This window comes from Acidovorax sp. LjRoot118, from assembly GCF_964253575.1.
Taxonomy (GTDB): domain Bacteria; phylum Pseudomonadota; class Gammaproteobacteria; order Burkholderiales; family Burkholderiaceae_C; genus Acidovorax.
Map to the genome: position 1 here is coordinate 3,429,065 of NZ_CAXURB020000001.1, position 17,051 is coordinate 3,446,115.

Below are 17,051 nucleotides of genomic sequence, written 5' to 3' on the forward strand. Positions count from 1 at the left end.
ACGCAGCCGCCTGCGGCAAGCCTGGCGCGGCGCGTAGATTGCGAGGGCCATGCGCGCTCGGCGCCCAGAGCGACCGACAAAAAAACTCTTCTGGGTTTGCTGCTGTGCCCTCTCGTGTAAGGCCCACCCCCTGCCGCTGAGCGGGCGGCGCCTGTGTCAGAAAACATGCCAGGGCCGACACGGTGGCCTGTGCCCCGCCGTAAGAAGCCTGCCCGAGCCTCGCGGCGGCCAGCGTGCGCGCGTGCCTGCCCTCAGACCTGAAGCCTGCTCACCAGTGCCTATGCATTCAGAGGCAATGGCGCCGGGGATGCTACCTTGTAGCAGTCCTTGCCGGCGCGCTTGGCCTCGTACAGGGCTTCATCGGCCAGGCGCATGAGCAGTTGCGGCTCGGTGCCATGGTCTGGCGCATAGGCCACGCCGATGCTGGCGCGGATGCGGGCTTCGCCCCCGGCCAGCACAATGGGCTGCCTGAGCCGCTCCAGCACCCGGTTCAGCACGGTCTCCACCTGGCCCCGGTCTTGCACGTTGGTGAGCGCAATGGCGAATTCATCGCCCCCCAGGCGCGTCACGGTGTCCTGGCTGCGCACACAGGCCAGCAGGCGCCTGGCGGTCTCCACCAGCACCTGGTCGCCCGCGGCGTGCCCCAGCGCGTCGTTCACAGCCTTGAAGCCATCGAGGTCGATGTAGCACACGGCCACCAGGCTCGATGCCACGCCCAGTTGCTCGAGCGCCGTGCGCAGGCGCTCGGCAAATTGCGTGCGATTGGCCAGGCCGGTGAGTGCGTCGTGCAGGGCCAGTTGCGCCAACTGGTCCTCCCGCCCCTTCATGGCGGTGATGTCGACAAACATCCACAGCGATTCGTCGCCCGAGACGGGCGTGCCGCTCAGATCGATCCAGACGGGGCTGCCGTCCTTGCGCCGCATCTTGAGCTGGGTGCGGAACCGGCGGTTGTCGCGAAGGTGCTCGTAGCCTTGCGCCCCGACCCGTTCGTAAGACTCGTCGTCCAGATAGAGCAGGCGCGAAGGCTCCCCATCCAGTTCCTCGGGACCGTACCCAAAGATCGCCTTGAACGCCTTGTTCGACCAGACCGTGGTGCGGCTCTTGGTGCGCACCATGCCAATCAGCTCGTTGTCCAGCATCAGCTGCTGTTGCTGGAGCAGACCGGCGATGCGCCGTTCGGCCAGCACGTGGCGCTGGCGCTGGACATACAGGCCGAAAGATGCCCCCACCATGGACACGCCGGCCAGCAGCAGCAGCGCTGCGACGATCTGCACATCGCGCCGCCAGGGCGCCAGGAAGTCACTGGGGGCCAAACCCGCCAGAACCGTCAGTTCGAACCCGGGAACCCGGTGGTAGGCGGTCACCCGCTCGATGCCGTCGAGCGCCGTGGGCGTGCGGTACCAGCCTTGTGCAGGGTTGCGCTGGAGGGCGTCCCTGAGTTCGCTGGACACGCTGGCGGAGCCGAGGTTCCTGTCGCCGATGGGCTCGTCGGGCACGAAGCGCGCAATCAGCCGCAGGTCCTTCGAGCGCAGCGAAATGGCGCCCGACTTGCCCAGCTTCAACCGGCTGAAGCTGCGCGCGAAATGCTCACTGGACAGGTTGGCGTACGCCACGCCGCCAAAACTTCCATCCCGGTTCTCGATGCGCCTTGCAAGAACGATTCCCCACTTCTTGGTGATCCGGCCCAGAAGGGGCTCGGAAACGCTCAGACCATCGGTGAGGCGTGCGGCTTCGAAATAGCCACGGTCGGCAATGCCCACTGGCGCAGCGCCCTGGGCAAGCCCTGCGCGCACCATGCCGTCAGGTCCGGCAATGCGAATGGCGTCCACCTCGGGCAGAAGCTTTTCCTGGTGGCGCAGCACCTTCTCGATGGCCAGGGGCCCGGCTTCATCGGCCAACCCGGCCCGGTAAGCGGACGTAGCGCTGGACAGCGCGTTGTCGACCAGCCTGAGTTCACCGGCGATCTCCGCAGCCAGGCCTGCGGCCATGTTTTGCGCAACCTCGGCGGCCCGGGCCTCATCGGCATGCAGGCTGGTCTTGAGCCCGACCCACCCCGCCACGAGCAGCAGCCCGATGATGGCAAGGTTGCCACACACCAGGTGAATCGCAAAACGCCGGAGCCTGGCGTCAGAAAGGTCGATGGAATGCGGCAAGGAAATTCAGCAAGGGGGAAGGTGCGGCCATCCCATTATCGACGCAGCGCCACGCGGCAGCTTCTCCAGGGACCAATGGGGCTGCTGGCGCTGCGCCGCGAGCGGTTCCTTGTTGCGAGCGAACCACGCTCGCCCCTTGCCGGGCCGGGGCCATGCAAAAGCAGCCTAGCCCAACCAGCCCTTGATGCGCGACGACAGCGCCGCAGTGCTGATGCCGTAGCGCTCATGCAAGGTCGGCAGGGCACCCGCATCGAGGAAGGCGTCTGGCAAGCCCGCAAGGCGAAATCGCGCTGGCTGCACGCTGTTCTGCAACAGACTGCTGGCCACCGCTTCGCCCAGGCCACCGACCACCGAGTGGTTCTCGGCCACTACCACCAGGCGTGGCTTGCGCTGCACTTCGGCCAGGATGGTCTCTTCGTCAAGGGGCTTGATGGTGGGGCAGTGCAGCACGGCCACCCCCACGTTGTCTGCCTTGAGCGCCTGCGCCACTTCCAGGGCCCGCATGGTCATGAAGCCGCTGGAGATGATGAGCACCTCGTCGCCATCCACCAGGCGCTTGGCCTTGCCCATCTCGAAGCGGTAGTCGTACTCGTCCAGCACCAGCGGTACGTTGCCGCGCAGCAGGCGCATGTAGACCGGGCCATCGTGCGCGGCCATCTGGGGCACAGCCTGTTCGATGTCGAGTGCGTCGCAGGGGTCAATGATGGTCAGCCCGGGGATGCCCCGCATCATGGCCAGGTCTTCGGTGGCCTGGTGGCTGGGGCCATAGCCCGTGGTCAGCCCCGGCAGCGCGCAGCACATCTTCACGTTCAGGCTTTCCTCGGCGATGACCTGGTGGATGAAGTCATACGCCCGGCGCGTGCCGAACACCGCGTAGGTGGTGGCAAACGGAATCAGCCCTTCCTTGGCCATGCCGCCCGCGGCGCCCATGAGCAACTGCTCGGCCATGCCCATCTGGTAAAAGCGCTCGGGATAGGCCTGGGCAAACAGGTGCAGGTCGGTGTACTTGGCCAGATCGGCGGTCATTCCCACGATCTCGGGGCGGCTGGCGGCCAGCTCGACGAGGGCCTTGCCAAAGGGTGCAGCCTTGGTGCGCTGGCCCTCGCTCGCGATGGACGCGATCATGGCAGAGGTGGTCAGGCGCGGTTTCTTGTCGGCAACGGCGTTCATGCGGCGGCTCCTTCGGGGGCGGTCTGGTCGAGGATGGCGAGGGCCTGCTGCCACTCGGGCGGGTCCACGCGGATGAAGTGGTTCTTGTCGCGCGTTTCGAGAAACGGCACCCCCTTGCCCATCAGCGTGTCGAACAGGATCACGCGGGGCCTGGGTTCCGCCAGGCTGCGCGCGGCGTCGAAAGCGGTGAGCACGGCGGGCAGGTCATTGCCATCAACACGCTGCACATGCCAGCCAAAGGCTGCCCATTTGTCGGCCAGCGGCTCAAAGCCGAGAACCTTGCCGCTCGGGCCGTCTGCCTGCTGGTTGTTGATGTCCACCAGGCAGATCAGGTTGTCCAGCTGGTGGTGCGCAGCCGACATGGCGGCTTCCCAGGTCGAGCCTTCGTCCAGCTCTCCATCGCTCATGGAGTTGTAGACAAATGCCGGGTTGTTCTTGTGTTTCAGGCCCAAGGCCATGCCCACGCCAATCACCAGGCCCTGGCCCAGCGAGCCACCCGAGATCTCCATGCCCGGCGTGTAAGTGGCCATGCCGCTCATGGGCAGGCGGCTGTCGTCGCTGCCGTAGGTCTCCAATTCCTCGTGGGGAATCACGCCGGCTTCGATCAACGCAGCGTAGTGCGCAATGGCGTAGTGGCCGTGCGAAAGCAGAAAGCGGTCGCGGCCTTCCCATTCGGGGTTGTGGGGCTGCAGGTGGAGCGCGTGGCCGTAGGCCACGGCGAGCACGTCGGCCCAACCCAGCGCCTGACCGATATAGCCCTGGCCCTGGACCTCACCCATGCGAACGGCGTAGCGGCGGATGCGATGGGCGCACCCGGCCAGCGCCAGCAGTCTGTCTGCGGCGAAAGTCATGGAAATCTCCTGTGTGAAAGCGAAAGAAAAGCGGTCAGCGAAGGATCGACGCCGGCACGTAAGACACCAGTGCGAGCACCAGGAAGGCCACCAGGTAGAACGGCCCCAGCTCGCGCACCGTCTGGCCCACCTTGACGTTGGCAAGTGCGCTGGTGATGAACAGTGTGGTGCCCACCGGGGGGGTGTAGAGCCCAATGGCCAGGTTCACCACCATCATGATCCCCAGTTGCACCGGGTCCATGCCAATGCTCTGGGCCAACGGCAGGAACACGGGGGTCAACAGCAACACAGCGGCAGGCAGGTCGATGAACATGCCGATGAACAGCATCAGCAGGTTCATGATCAGGATCACGAGCCAGCCTTGGCTCACGTTCTGCTGGATCCAGCCGGCAACACCACTGGGCATCTGGTCGTAGGTCAGCAACCAGCCGATGGCGGCAGAGGCCATGATGACCAAAAGAACCACCCCTGTTGCCAAGCCTGCAGACACCACGGCATCGTTCAGGCGCTTGAACGACAGGTCGCGGTAGACCACGACCGAAACAACGGCCGCGTAGAGCGTGGACAGCACGGCCACCTCGGTCGGCGTGGCGATGCCAAAGCGCAGGAACAGCACGATCAGCACCGGCAGCAGCAGCGCGGGCGAGGCATACAGCAGGTGTGTGCGGAACACACTCCAGTCGATGGGCGTGAGGTCGCGCGGGAAATTGCGCCTACGGCCAACGAACCAGCACATGAACATGAAGCCACCGCACATCAGCATGCCCGGCAGGATGCCAGCGACGAACAGCGCCGCGATGGAGGCGTTCGCCGTCAGTGCGAACAGGATCATCGGGATCGAGGGAGGGATCAGGATGTCGATGGTCGCGGCAGCGGCCAGCGTGGCGGCCGAGAAGGCAGGCGGATATCCCAGGCGCTTGTGCCAGGGGATCAGCAGCGAGCCGATGGCCGAGGCGTCGGCCACCGCCGAACCCGACACACCGCCGAACAGGGTGGACGAGAGCACGCCCACCTGCGCGGGCCCGCCGTGAAAGCGGCCGATCAGCGTGCTCAGCACCCCCACCAGGGCAGTCCCCAGGCGCCCGCCCATCATGAGCGAGCCGGTGAGCATGAAGAAGGGAATCGCGATCAGCGGAAAGCTCTGCACCTGCGCCACCATCTGCTGCACCAGCAGGTCCAGCGGTATGCGGTCGGAAGTGGCCGCCGCGGCCATGGCCGCTACCAGCAGCGCGTGGGCGATGGGCACGGCCAGCACGGCGGCCCCCAAAAAGACAAAGAGAATGAGTGCGCTCATGGTGTTCCTTCGTGTGCGCCGCGCATTACCAATGCGCCTGGCGCACGGCGGGTGCTTCGCCAGAGGCCGCTTGCACCGGCGAGGTGGTCCAGGCGTTCCAGGCCGACTTCAGCGCCAGCAGGCCCAGCATCGCCAGCCCGGCCATGACGCAGCCATAGGTCAGCGAGCCGGGCACCTGCAGGATGGGCGACTTCTCGTCGTGCACGATCTCCAGCATCTGGTAGGTGGCCCGGGCGAGCGTGGCGTAGAGCACGGCGACCACCAGCCAGGTGCCGATGGCCGTCCAGCGGCGCAGGGCGGGCGAAACCGCGTCCATCAGGAAACTGGTGGTGATGTGGGCCCCATGCGCCGCCGCCAGTACCACGCCTGACATGACCAGCCAGGGGAACAGCAGCTCGGGCATTTCGTTGGCCCACTGCAAACTGCTGCCGGTGGCATAGCGCAGCACGGTATTGACCACCAGGATGGCGAAAATGACCGCCGTGCTGATCCACAGCAACAGGCGGCACACGCCCACGACGGCCCATTCGATGAAGTTCATCGGGAGACTCCTTTGGCCGCGCGGGCGTCGCCCACACAGCAGCTTTGGGAAATGCCTGGCACAGCGCCAGAACGATCAATCAACGCGCAGCGGCGATGACCTTCTTGAGGTAGGGGCCGATCGGCGTGGCAAGCCATTTGGCATCCACCGCTGCGGTGGCTTTGGCAAAAGCCGCCTTGTCCACCGTGGTCACCTGCACACCCTTGGCCTTGAGTTCGTCGAGCAGCTTGTCGTCCGAGTCCTGCGACATCTTGCGCTGCAGCGCGGTGGCTTCGGCCGCAGCCTCGGTCACCGCCTTGCGGTCGGCTTCGGAAAGGCGGTCCCAGGTGCGCTTGCTCATGACGAAAGGCGTCATCTGGAACATGTGGCTGGTCAGCGCCAGGTGCTTTTGCACTTCGTACAGTTTGCTGGCATGGATGTTGACCAGAGGGTTTTCCTGGCCGTCGACCACGCCCTGCTGCAGCGCCACGTACAGCTCTGCGAACTTGATCTGCTGGGCTTCTGCGCCAAGCGCCTGCATGATGTCCACCAGCACCGCATCGGGCGGGGTGCGCATCTTCAGGCCCTTCATGTCCTCCACCTTCGTGATCGGACGCTTGCTGTTGGTCATGTGGCGGATGCCGTTGTCCCAGTAACCCAGCACCACCATGCCCTTCTCGGCCGACCTCTGCGCCAGCTCCTGGCCCAACGGGCCGTCCAGCAGCTTGAAGGCCTGAGCCGGTGTGGAGAACATGAAAGGCATGCCGAAGGCTGCGTACTCGGGCACGGCAACCGACACGGCGCCCTGGGAGTTGGCCGACATGTCCAGCGCACCCGTGCGCACGGCAGTCACCATGGCGGCATCGTCGCCCAGTTGGGCCGATGGCGCCACCTGCACCTCGATGCGGCCAGCAGTCCTGGCCTTGACGGTTTCGGCGAACTTCACGGCGGCCTCATGGCGCGGGTTTCCGGGCGCGGCGCCGTGCCCCAGAGTGAGCTTCAAGGGCTGCGCCTGCGCGAGACCGGGCAGTGCGGCAGCCAGCGCCGCTGCCGCGAACAATGTGCGAGTGAAGGTTTTGCGTTGCATGGTTTTTGTCTCCTGTTCAGTTGATTTTTTGTTGCGTTCAATGGATCAGCATGCCGCCGTTCACGTCCAGTGTGATGCCGGTGCAGTACGCCGAGAGTGGGCTTGCCAGAAACACGCAGGCGCCGGCGACGTCTTCGGCGCGGCCCAGGCGCGCCAGCGGAATGGTCTCGGCGATTTCGGCCTTCTTTGCTTCGGTGAGCTTGCCTTTGATGATGTCCGTGCCGATGAGACCCGGGGCGATGCAGTTGACACGGATGTTCTGTGGACCGAACTCGCGGGCCATGGCCCTGGCCAGCCCCAGCACGCCCGCCTTGGCAGCCGAATAGTGCGGCCCGCCCAGAATGCCGCCGCCGCGCTGCGCGGATACCGAAGAGATGCAGATGACGGAGCCGCTCTTTTGCGCGCACATGGAGGGCAGGACGGCCTGGGACATGTGGAGCGTTCCGCGCAGGCTCACATCCAGAATGCGGTCGTAATCGGGCCCGGTGATCTCCAGCGTCTTGATGGGCTGGGTGATGCCTGCGTTGTTGACCAGCGCGTCGATGCGGCCGAAATGTGCCTTTACCCTGGCTGTGGCCGCATCACATGAGGCCTTGTCCGTCACGTCGGCCACCAAGCCAATATGGCCTTCGCCGAGCCGGGCGGCGGCACCCGCAGGGTCTGCGCCTTCGAGGTCGAGGATCGCGACCTTGGCCCCTTGCGCCGCCATCAGGCGGGCGGTGGCGAAGCCGAGGCCATTGGCGCCGGCTCCACCGGTAATGATGACGATCTGGTCCTTGAGCAGCATGTGTCTTGTCTCCTTGGGTTTGAACTATCAGGAGACGTTGGCCGACCCCGTTGGGGGTGGCCTGCGCGGCTTTGTCTCCTGTTCTGGGAGCCGATTCTCAAAGCCGCCGAAGATGATGACAAGCGATTAATCATCAGCGTAAGATGACAATCCTTCACCCAACGTCAGGGTTCACCCCATGCCCACCTTGCCGCCGATTGCCAACCTGCAGGCCTTTGAAGCCGTCGCACGCCGGCGCAGCTTTGCGCTGGCTGCAGCCGAACTGCATCTGACGGCTTCGGCCATCAGCCACCAGATTTCCAGGCTGGAAGCGCAGCTGGACGTTCGGCTTTTCGAACGCAGCGCCCACGGCGTGCGCCTGAGCCCTGCGGGAGAGCACTACCTGCTGCATGTGGGGGCGGCGCTGAACGCCATCGCCACCGCCACGGATGACTTGCGCCATGGCATCCGCAACAGCCTGTATGTGCACTCGGCACCGAGCATCGCCAGCCTGTGGCTCATGCCGCGCCTGCAGCATTTTGCCCAGGCCTACCCGGAGATATCACTGAACCTTTCGGCCGCCCATACACCCAGCGATTTCGCGCTGGGCCAGGCCGATATCGACATACGCTACGGCGTACCGCAATGGGGCGATCTGGTGGTGGAGCCGCTGTTCGAGGAGTCCATCGTGCCCCTGGCCAGCCCGGCTTTCATCAAGGAGCACAGACTGCGGCGGGCGGAGCAGTTGCTGGACCTGCCCCTGATCCAGAGCAATGTCAGCATCGTGCAGTGGTCCGACTGGTTCGGCCGCTTCACGAAGCTGCGAGCGCCCGACAGGTTTTCCCTGCGTTTTGATCGGGCCCAGATGTCACTGGACGCTGCCACGCAAGGTCTCGGCGTCGCACTGGAGAGCGCAATCAACGCTGGCGGACACCTCGCCGATGGCCGGCTCAAGGCGCCATTCGGCATGGACCAGGCCGTGCGGGTGAAAGCCCACTTCGCCGTGTACCCGGAACGCCATGCGAAACGCCCGGCAGTGGAGGCGTTTCTGTCCTGGCTGCACGGTGAGGCAGCGAAGACCTGATCCTCGAACCGGGCCGCGCTGATGCGGCCGCTCGCCGCTACCCCCCCGCCTTGCCGATGGCGGCATGCAGCATCTGCGGCGTGCAGGGTTTGGGCAGCACATCAAAGCCCAGTTGCGAGATGCGCGCCAGTTGCTCGGCGTACCCGGTCATCAGCAGCACCCGCTGCGCAGGCCACTTCTCGCGGATGTGCCTGGCCAGGCCTTCGCCGTTGAGCTCGCCGGGCATCATCACATCGGTCAGCACCAGGTCGGGCCGCTGGCCTTCATCGAGCAGGTAGATGGCCTTGTCGGCTCGGTCCACCCGGGTGACGGTGCAGCCCAGCGACTGCAGCAGGGGCACCAGCGACTCGGCCACCTCGTCGTTGTCTTCCACCACCAGCAGGCGCATGCCCAGGGGCTTGAACGTGGTGTCTGCGGCGGGCTCGTCCCCGGGTGCCCTGGGGGCCGTGCTGGGCAGGTACAGGCTGACCGTGGTGCCCTTGCCCAGCTCGCTGGCGATTTGCGCATAGCCGCCCACCCCCTGGCAAAAGCCATACACCTGGCTCAGGCCCAGGCCCGTGCCCTCGCCCACCGGCTTGGTGGTGAAGAAGGGTTCAAACACCTTGTCCAGATCGTCCTGCGCAATGCCACTGCCCGTGTCGGACACTTCGATGACGACCATCTCGGTGTCGTTGTCCTGCGCCCCGCCCCGCTGGCGCCCGGCATTGCGCACGTGGATGGACAGGGCACCGCCCGTGGGCATCGCGTCGCGCGCATTGATGCCCAGGTTGAGCAGCGCCAGCTCCAGCTCGCTCATGTCCAGAAACACGGGCGCGGTCGAAGGGTCCACCTGCACATCCAGCTGCACGCGGCTGCCCATTACCGGGACCAGCAGATCCTGGATGGCCGGGAGCTTGTGCTGCAGCTGCACGTACTCGGCCACCAGGGGCTGGCGCCGTGAGAAGGCCAGCAACTGGCGGGTGAGGTTGGTGGCCGACTTCACGGCCCGGGCAATGGATTCGATCTGCCGCAGGCCCGACTCTGGCGCCGTGCGCTTGAGCAGGTGCAGGTTGTTGCTGATCACCATCAGCGCGTTGTTGAAGTCGTGCGCCACGCCACCGGTCAGCCGGCCCAGCGCCTCGAGCTTTTGCGCCTGGCGCAGCGCCTCTTCGGCACGCTGGCGGCTTTCGGTTTCGCGCTCCAGGTCCTGCAGTGTGTTGTGCGCAGCAAGGGCGCTTTGCAGCGCCGTCCTCGCCGTGACGACCAGCGCGGCCACCGGCAGCGCCCCCATGGCGAACAGCAGCGCAAGCTGTTGGAACAGCTCGCGCAGCGGCACATTCAGGCGCATCGCCGTGGCCACGTACAAGGGGTATGCGCCGACCTTGCGAAAGGCAATGACCCGCTCCTTGCGATCGACCGTCGAGATGCCTTGCAAGCGCCCCACCTCATCGCCGGCAGTCAGCCGCTGCATCACCGGCGAATCGGGCTGCAGCGTGACGGGCGTTGCGGCGCTGTGGGGCCAGCGCGTATAGACGGCGCCATCGTCGCGAAAAAGGGTGACCGCCAGGTTGGGCTCGTCAGCCACCAGGTCGCCATAGAAATCGTGGAAGTAGGACGTGAGCAAGGCCACGTTGATGACCCCGCCAAACTTGCCGGCGTCATCCTCGAAGGGGACACTGACATTCAGCACCCGCTCGTTGGACGTGCGGGTCACGATGGGCCTGGACAGATGGGGCCCCGTGCGGCCCTGCAGGTGGTGCTGAAAATACTCGCCGTCGGACAGATCGACCCGAGGGAATGGAAACAGGCGGCTGCTGGCTATCGGCCGGCCTTGCGCATCCAGGATGAGGATGGACTGGATCTGGGGCTGGTCCACGCTGCGCTTGCGCAGCTCTTCGTGCAGGAAGGCCTCGATGCTGTGCAAATCCTGCGGGTTCTTGCCGTTGACCAGGGAGAAGGCCTTTTCAGCGACCGCCTCGGACGTGGCCATCACCTTGGAGGCATGCTCGTGCGCAACGCGAAGGGACCGGGACACCCGGGCGTCGGTTTCGTCCGTGGCCCGCAGAAACCCGACGACCCCGAAGATGGCATAGATCACCAGGGGCACCGCCACGCTCAGCACCGCCATCCGGCGAAGCCAGCGCACCGATTCAGCTGCCTCTTTCGAGCCCTTGTCGCTGGCTCTTCTCATTGTCCACATAGGTTGTTCCTGGGGATCGGGTCCATGAAATTCACCACCGGTGGATGCGCCCGGCGCCAACGCAACCCGCAATGGGCCGCAGCAAGAGAAGCATTGGTCGAGCAGATCCCTGTTGCTTGGTGCCCTTGTTCTGCGCCGATCTGCGACCAATCGGTATGAATAATAACTTCAAGGTCACAATACCGCTGCCCGCATGGCGCAAGGCTATGGGCCGCCAGAAGGTCTTTCTGTGCCCTCAACGCTGCGCCACAGCCTGGCGAGTTCTGCAGCCGTCTGCGGCTTACCGTACAGGTAGCCCTGCAGCTCGTTCACGCCCAGGCCCTGCAGCAGGTCGGCCTGCATGGGCGTCTCCACCCCCTCGGCCACCACGCGCTTGTCCAGCGCCTTGGCCAGGGCCACGATGGCGGTGGCAATGGCCAGCGCGGGGCGCTCGACGCCAAAGGCAAACACAAAGCTCTTGTCGATCTTGAGCGTATCGAACGGCAGGCGGTTGAGGTAGCGCATGGCCGAGTAGCCCACGCCGAAGTCGTCCAGCGCAATCGCCACGCCGTGGGCGCGCAGCGCCGCCAGGCGCGTGACGGCGGCATCCACGTCCTGGATCAGCGCGCCTTCGGTGATCTCCAGCTCCAGCTCGCCGGGGCGGATGCCGAACTCCTGCAGCAGCGCGTGCAGCGCTGCGGGAAACGCCGGGTCGGCCAGTTGCACGGGCGAGAGGTTGACCGACAGATGCCGCACGGGCACCAGCGGGTCGGCACGCCACAGCGCAAACTGCTGTAGCGCCTGGCGCAGCACCCACAGGCCCAGCTCGATGATGAAGCCGGACTCTTCGGCCAGCGCAATGAAGGTGTCGGGCGAGACCAGCCCCTTGTCGGGGTGGCGCCAGCGCAGCAGTGCCTCGACCGAGGCGACCTGGCGGCCCTGTGCGCGCACGCGCGGCTGGAACACCACGAACATCTGCTGCCCGGCCAGCGCGTGGCGCAGGTCGTGGCGCAGCGCCAGCCGCCCGGCCTGCTCTGCGGCCAGCGCGGGCTCGAACTCCACCAGCACATTGCGGCCCGCGCCCTTGGCGGTGTACATGGCCAGGTCGGCGTGCTTGAGCAGTTCGTCCTGCGAGGCGCCATGCGCGGGGTAGTGCGCCATGCCCAGGCTGGCCGCCAGGGGCAGCAGGCGCGGGGGCACGCTGTACGGCACGCGCACGGCCTGCATGACCGATTCGATGTCGGCGCGCAACGCCGCCTGTGCGTCTGCGGGCAGCACGAAGACGAACTCGTCGCCCCCCGGGCGGGCCATGGCCAGTGCGCGAGGGCCTATGCAGTTGCGCAGGCGGGCCGCCACCTCGCGCAGCACGCAGTCCCCCACGTCGTGCCCATAGGCATCGTTGATTTCCTTGAAGCCGTCGAGGTCCATGTACACCACAGCAAAGGGCGTTGCGGCTTGCGCCTGCACCAGTTGGTCAACGGCCTCGACCAGCCCGAAGCGGTTGAGCAGGCCCGTCAGGCTGTCGCGCGTGGCGCGTTCACGCAGTTGCTGCTCGTGCTGCTCGGCGTGCAGGGCCACGGCGAGCCGCTGGCCCAGTGCGGCCAGCTCGCGCCCGGCGCGCCCCTCGGGTGCCGGCAGGCGCGCCAGGCGCAGCCACACCCGCCGGGTGCCGGTGTGCGCAACGGGCAGGTCGTGCCAGGGCCCTTCACCCCCCGCCGGGTCGGCCCCCTCCCCTGCCTGCGGCAGGCCCGCGTCGCGCGGCGCACCTGTCTCGCGCTGCGCCAGCGTTCCATCGGCCGCCAGGGACAGCACCAGCGGCCGGGGCGCGCCGGCTGGCCACTGCACCACGCCCACCGGCGCACCACCCGCCTGAGCGTTCAGGTGCGCGAGCATCAGGCGCACCACCTCGGCAAACGGGCGCTGCCCGATGATGGCCTGGTCCATCTGCGCGAGTACGCGCACCAGCGCAAGGTCGCGCCCCACCTCTTCGGTCATGGCATTGAAGGAGTCGGCCAGGTCGGTGAATTCATTGCGCCTGCCGGCGATCTGCACCCGGCGCGTGAAATCGCCCCCCAGCACGGCGCGCGTGCCCGAGGTGAGCGCATCCAGCGGGCGGGTCAGCCTGCGCAGCACCACCGAGCTGCTCACCAGTGCGAGCAAAAATGCAATGGCGGCCACGTTGCCCACCAAGGCCGCCACGCCAATGGGCAGGTAGCGCCGCACGTCCGGCTGCAGGGTGGTGGTGATGGTCCAGGCCGGCGCATCGAAATAGGGCGTGAAGAAGATCTCGCGCTGCGTGCGCACCTCGTTGGCGGCCTGCCCATCTACCCCCTGGCAGAAGGGTGCAGACAACTGCGGGCCCGAAAAGCAGATGCGATGCGTGCCCGACTGCGCGTTCTCCCACAGGTAGTCGGCGGTGAACCGGCCGCGCACCACGGCGCCTGCAAAGGGCACGATCAATTCCACGGTGGGCGCCACCCCGGGCTGTGGGGCGCCTACCACGCGCAAGGTGCTGCGGCCCTGCGGCATCGGCGCAAGCTCCGACGGGAAAAGCCGGTCCACACTGGCAAAGACGCTCTCGAGCCGCTGGTCCAGCGGCACGGGCCCGGGGCCCTGGCCGGAGGGCAGCCCGTGCACATGCAGCAGGCTTTCTGCGGCGCGCAGCCGGTCGATGAGGTTGATGCCCACGGCCTTGGCCAGCTCGCCACTGAGCTGCGCTGCAGACTGCTGCACGACGTACTCCGTGAGCTGGTAGGCCAGCAGCGACAGGGCCCCCACCGGCACCGCCACCAGCACGAAGAACGTGGCCAGCAGCTGGCGCCCGACACGGCTGTGCAGGATGGCATGGGCCGGACTCAGGCGCATTCAATAATCCTCGGCGACGCCGATGAAGCTCCCGTTGTTGGCGCGGATGATGTCATCGCGGCTGGCCTTGGCGGTCAACGGCGTCTGGCTCGCGCCATCAGGCCCCATGCTGTACAGGTCATAGTCGCTGTTGAGCGGGTGCAGCGACTTGTCCTTGCGCTTTTGGCCGACAGTGGCGCCGTCCATCGACAGGTAGCGATAGGGGTTGCCCCAGGGGTCCAGCCGGGTAAAGGGCAGATCGGCCAGGCTTGCCGGGAACACGTGCTTGAAGTTGACGTACCGGTCCAGCATGGCGCTGATTTCCAGAATGTCTTTTTTGGCAGCGGCGACCTTGGCGCGTTCGATGTACGCCTTGTAGCTGGGCATGGCCACTGCCGAAAGCAGCCCGATCAGCGTGACCGTGATCAGCAGCTCCAGCAGCGTCACCCCCAGCGCATGCAGGGCCCTTCGATGGGTGCTGACCAGCCTCATGACCCGGCACCTGCGCAAAATGCCGTGCCCGGCACGGGAAACAGGGCCGCAACGCAGCCAGTGCGCGGCACGCCCGGGCGCGCCAGGACGCAAGCTTCGCTAACATTTTGTTTCATGGCGCATGATATTCCACACCATGTTATCGACTACGTAGGACGTATTCGACGAACGCCTACCCAGGCACGAACAGCAGTTGCCCACCCTGTGCCGGTCGGTAGGCAAACCGCCCCGTCTGCACCACCTTGCCGCCCACCCGGGCGGCCCAGGTGTAGTCACCTACACGCGTGCCGGCATTGCCGAAGTCGCTGGGGTAGTGCACGGTGCCGGCCCGCTCGCCGCCGCCCTGGGGCTGGGCCGTGGCGGTGGTCGTCTGGCCGCCGGGCATGGTGACGGTGAACTCCACCGGCGCCTGCCGCGCCGCCATCTTGTCGCTCACGCTAAGGCCGATGGCGGGGCGCGCGCTGTACAGCACGGTGGTCTGGGCCAGGGCCGGGGTACCGGCGGCGAGCAGCAGCGCTGCAGTGAGCACGCCAGAGCGAAGGTGGGGGTGAATGGTCTTCATGGAATGCTCCTTCGTTGAGGGTTGCGTGCGGGCCGGCAGGCTGCGCGATCAATCGCCACACGCCACCGTGCGCAGATGGGGCACCGTGGCCGGCTCCCAAGGCGCGCGGCCTATCACCGTGCCACCACCCCAGCCGTACTCGAAGCGCTCGCCACCGGCCACCGCGCCAAAGGCGCTGATGCGCCCCTTGCCCACGTCGAAGCCCCAGGCCTGCTGCAGGCGGTCAATGCCCAGCCGCGTGCCCGGCGCCAGCGTGCGCACCAGCCGTGTGCCGTGAAAATCGTCGTTGGCGGCATTGCGCGGATGCGGCGACAGCACCAGCGTCTTGCCCTTGGCATCGCCGCCCACCGCATACAGCCCGGCCTCCTGCACCAGCACCACCTGCGCCGGCACGCGCAGCGGCAGGCAGCCGCTGGCGGCCAGGTCCGTATGGCCCTGGCAGGCGGTCAGCAGCGCCAGGCATGGCAGCACCGCCATGAGTTGGGCAACCGCCCGCCTTGCGGGCACCACAGGGGCTAGGAGCGTGCGCGGCAGAAGGCATCGAAGCGAAACGTCCGAAAACCCAGGATCGCTGGGTAGTACCGACAAGCCCAGGGTGGCCCCCTGGGCGCCGGAGGTGATACCCGGCGAGACCGGTTTGTCGGGCGTTGCAGCCGATGCTCCTTCTGCCGCGCACGTTCCTAGAGCGGCAGCAGGGTCAACAGCGCCATCTTGGTCGTGGTGGTCTTTCGCCATCAGCGCAATATGCCGCAGCCCAAGGCGGCTTCGGGTAGGACAAGGGCGCCTCGGGGCGGCGCCGGCCTCTCAAGAGCGCAGGCCCATACCCAGGTGCTGCCGACCCCCTGGCTGCCGTGAAGGACGTCTACGCGCTGGCCAGCCACCTGCAGCGGTGCCCGATGGTCCAGCGATGGGGTGGGCAGGCGCTATGCGGGTTCGTTCCAATGCATGGGCAGACCCCGGCCGCGCGTGGCAGTCTGGGTGCCTGGGCATGTTCACCATCCCGGTCAGGGCGCGCCAAAACGCCGTGAATCCAGGCGCAAAGCACAGACATGGCTGGGCCATGGCAAGCACGCATTTGCACCGACGGGCCGGGGTGTTTTAGCGTGCAAGGCGGGCATGGCGAAAGATTCTCAGCCCGCCCCCCGTGATTCCTGCACCAGCCACGCCGTAGGGGATTGGCCCAGACGTTGCGTGAAGGCACGCGCGAGCGCGCTGGCATTGGCATAGCCGACCTCGGGCGCGACCTGCTTGACCGACATGCCCTGGCGCAGCAGCGAGCGCGCCAGCCCGATACGCCAGGTACCCAGGTATTCAGCGGGCGGTGTGCCCAGCGTGGCGCCGAACCGGGCGGCAAAACGCGCGCGCGACATGCCGGCCAGCAGCGCCATCGTGTCCAGCGTCCAGGGGCGTTCAGGTTCGGCGTGCAAGGCATTGAGCACGCGCGCCAATCGCACATCGGCCAGCCCGGCGAGCACGCCGACGTCGACCAGGCGCTGCGCCATCGCATGCCGCAGCAGTTGGATCACCAGCACCTCGACCAGCCGGTCCACCACCGCCAGGTGTCCGCAGCGCTGCGCCTGCGCCTCGACGACCAGCGACTGCTGCACCAGCACCAGCGCTGCCCCGCCCGCCTGCAGTTGCGCCAGCGGCACATGCAGCACATCCGGCAGGCCGCGCAGCAGCGGGTTTTCATCGCTCGGACCGAAATCGATGGCCGCGCTGACGAGTTCAGGCACAGCACCCCGCGCCGGCACCAGTTGGTGCCCCAGCGGGCGCGGCAGCAGCAGCACGCTGGGCTCGCTCACCACCAGGCGCGCGCCTGCGGCCGTTGCCATCTCCATCTGGCCCTCGCAAAGCAGGTGCAGATGGCTGCCACGCTGGCTTGCGCTCAGGTCCAGCACGCCCGGCAATGCCCCACGGTGCACCACGCGCGCGTGCAGCTGAAAGCGGGCCAGCAGGGTCGAGAGGCGATCAGACATGAGACGAATGGTATCTTATCGGAGACGTATTGATTCCATACGTCTCACTTTGGCTGCTACAGTGACCATGTGATTTGAAATGCCAAGGACC

14 protein-coding genes are annotated in these 17,051 nt (G+C 66.6%); 1 reads left to right on the plus strand and 13 read right to left on the minus strand.

Annotation, left to right across the window (positions count from 1 at the left end):
* Positions 1-278: 278 nt before the first annotated feature.
* The 7 genes from ACSQ9E_RS16150 to ACSQ9E_RS16180 form a co-directional block, all read right to left on the minus strand.
* Positions 279-2,096: a diguanylate cyclase domain-containing protein gene (locus tag ACSQ9E_RS16150; RefSeq protein WP_436218461.1), complete on the minus strand. Its 1,818-nt coding sequence runs from the start codon at positions 2,094-2,096 to the stop codon at positions 279-281.
* A gap of 222 nt (positions 2,097-2,318) precedes the next feature.
* Entirely contained in the window at positions 2,319-3,323 is a 1,005-nt protein-coding gene (locus ACSQ9E_RS16155) for a transketolase family protein (RefSeq protein ID WP_436218462.1), read from the minus strand.
* Positions 3,320-4,174: a transketolase gene (locus ACSQ9E_RS16160; RefSeq protein ID WP_436218463.1), complete on the minus strand. Its 855-nt coding sequence runs from the start codon at positions 4,172-4,174 to the stop codon at positions 3,320-3,322. The genes ACSQ9E_RS16155 and ACSQ9E_RS16160 overlap by 4 nt, the downstream gene beginning before the upstream one ends.
* A 34-nt stretch (positions 4,175-4,208) precedes the next feature.
* Positions 4,209-5,468 carry a TRAP transporter large permease gene (locus tag ACSQ9E_RS16165; RefSeq protein ID WP_436218464.1) on the minus strand — a complete coding sequence of 420 codons (1,260 nt, stop codon included), beginning with the start codon at positions 5,466-5,468 and terminating at the stop codon, positions 4,209-4,211.
* A gap of 25 nt (positions 5,469-5,493) precedes the next feature.
* On the minus strand, positions 5,494-6,009 hold the full coding sequence (locus tag ACSQ9E_RS16170) for a TRAP transporter small permease (RefSeq protein WP_436218465.1): 516 nt from the start codon (positions 6,007-6,009) through the stop codon (positions 5,494-5,496).
* A 79-nt stretch (positions 6,010-6,088) separates the two neighbouring features.
* Positions 6,089-7,075, minus strand: a complete 987-nt coding sequence (locus tag ACSQ9E_RS16175) for a TRAP transporter substrate-binding protein (protein ID WP_436218466.1) — start codon at positions 7,073-7,075, stop codon at positions 6,089-6,091.
* A gap of 37 nt (positions 7,076-7,112) precedes the next feature.
* Positions 7,113-7,862, minus strand: a complete 750-nt coding sequence (locus tag ACSQ9E_RS16180) for an SDR family NAD(P)-dependent oxidoreductase (RefSeq protein ID WP_436218467.1) — start codon at positions 7,860-7,862, stop codon at positions 7,113-7,115.
* Positions 7,863-8,040: 178 nt separating this feature from the next.
* Between ACSQ9E_RS16180 and ACSQ9E_RS16185 the strand changes: the two genes are divergently transcribed.
* Entirely contained in the window at positions 8,041-8,925 is an 885-nt protein-coding gene (locus ACSQ9E_RS16185) for a LysR substrate-binding domain-containing protein (RefSeq protein ID WP_436218468.1), read from the plus strand.
* A gap of 37 nt (positions 8,926-8,962) precedes the next feature.
* Here ACSQ9E_RS16185 and ACSQ9E_RS16190 read toward each other — a convergent pair whose 3' ends face one another.
* The 6 genes from ACSQ9E_RS16190 to ACSQ9E_RS16215 all read right to left on the minus strand — a co-directional run bounded on the left by ACSQ9E_RS16190 (position 8,963) and on the right by ACSQ9E_RS16215 (position 16,960).
* On the minus strand, positions 8,963-11,095 hold the full coding sequence (locus ACSQ9E_RS16190; protein WP_436218469.1) for an ATP-binding protein: 2,133 nt from the start codon (positions 11,093-11,095) through the stop codon (positions 8,963-8,965).
* Positions 11,096-11,308: 213 nt separating this feature from the next.
* The gene (locus tag ACSQ9E_RS16195; RefSeq protein WP_436218470.1) at positions 11,309-13,948 is read right to left on the minus strand and encodes a putative bifunctional diguanylate cyclase/phosphodiesterase; all 2,640 of its coding nucleotides are present in this window, start codon (positions 13,946-13,948) and stop codon (positions 11,309-11,311) included.
* Complete coding sequence (locus ACSQ9E_RS16200) at positions 13,949-14,419, minus strand: hypothetical protein (protein WP_057269310.1); 471 nt, start codon at positions 14,417-14,419, stop codon at positions 13,949-13,951.
* Positions 14,420-14,591: 172 nt separating this feature from the next.
* On the minus strand, positions 14,592-14,981 hold the full coding sequence (locus ACSQ9E_RS16205; RefSeq protein WP_057269309.1) for a hypothetical protein: 390 nt from the start codon (positions 14,979-14,981) through the stop codon (positions 14,592-14,594).
* Positions 14,982-15,029: 48 nt separating this feature from the next.
* Positions 15,030-15,458 (minus strand): hypothetical protein, encoded by a 429-nt coding sequence (locus ACSQ9E_RS16210; RefSeq protein ID WP_057269308.1) that lies wholly within the window; start codon positions 15,456-15,458, stop codon positions 15,030-15,032.
* A gap of 653 nt (positions 15,459-16,111) precedes the next feature.
* Complete coding sequence (locus tag ACSQ9E_RS16215; protein ID WP_436218471.1) at positions 16,112-16,960, minus strand: cupin domain-containing protein; 849 nt, start codon at positions 16,958-16,960, stop codon at positions 16,112-16,114.
* Positions 16,961-17,051: the final 91 nt, after the last annotated feature.

Excerpts from the sequence above, each read along its gene's own strand:
- ACSQ9E_RS16155 (WP_436218462.1), bottom strand. The coding sequence starts at position 3,323 with ATGAACGCCGTTGCCGACAAGAAACCGCGCCTGACCACCTCTGCCATG.
- ACSQ9E_RS16160 (WP_436218463.1), bottom strand. The coding sequence starts at position 4,174 with ATGACTTTCGCCGCAGACAGACTGCTGGCGCTGGCCGGGTGCGCCCAT.
- ACSQ9E_RS16165 (WP_436218464.1), bottom strand. The coding sequence starts at position 5,468 with ATGAGCGCACTCATTCTCTTTGTCTTTTTGGGGGCCGCCGTGCTGGCC.
- ACSQ9E_RS16170 (WP_436218465.1), bottom strand. The coding sequence starts at position 6,009 with ATGAACTTCATCGAATGGGCCGTCGTGGGCGTGTGCCGCCTGTTGCTG.
- ACSQ9E_RS16175 (WP_436218466.1), bottom strand. The coding sequence starts at position 7,075 with ATGCAACGCAAAACCTTCACTCGCACATTGTTCGCGGCAGCGGCGCTG.
- ACSQ9E_RS16180 (WP_436218467.1), bottom strand. The coding sequence starts at position 7,862 with ATGCTGCTCAAGGACCAGATCGTCATCATTACCGGTGGAGCCGGCGCC.
- ACSQ9E_RS16185 (WP_436218468.1), top strand. The coding sequence starts at position 8,041 with ATGCCCACCTTGCCGCCGATTGCCAACCTGCAGGCCTTTGAAGCCGTC.
- ACSQ9E_RS16190 (WP_436218469.1), bottom strand. The coding sequence starts at position 11,095 with ATGAGAAGAGCCAGCGACAAGGGCTCGAAAGAGGCAGCTGAATCGGTG.
- ACSQ9E_RS16195 (WP_436218470.1), bottom strand. The coding sequence starts at position 13,948 with ATGCGCCTGAGTCCGGCCCATGCCATCCTGCACAGCCGTGTCGGGCGC.
- ACSQ9E_RS16200 (WP_057269310.1), bottom strand. The coding sequence starts at position 14,419 with ATGAGGCTGGTCAGCACCCATCGAAGGGCCCTGCATGCGCTGGGGGTG.
- ACSQ9E_RS16205 (WP_057269309.1), bottom strand. The coding sequence starts at position 14,981 with ATGAAGACCATTCACCCCCACCTTCGCTCTGGCGTGCTCACTGCAGCG.
- ACSQ9E_RS16210 (WP_057269308.1), bottom strand. The coding sequence starts at position 15,458 with ATGGCGGTGCTGCCATGCCTGGCGCTGCTGACCGCCTGCCAGGGCCAT.
- ACSQ9E_RS16215 (WP_436218471.1), bottom strand. The coding sequence starts at position 16,960 with ATGTCTGATCGCCTCTCGACCCTGCTGGCCCGCTTTCAGCTGCACGCG.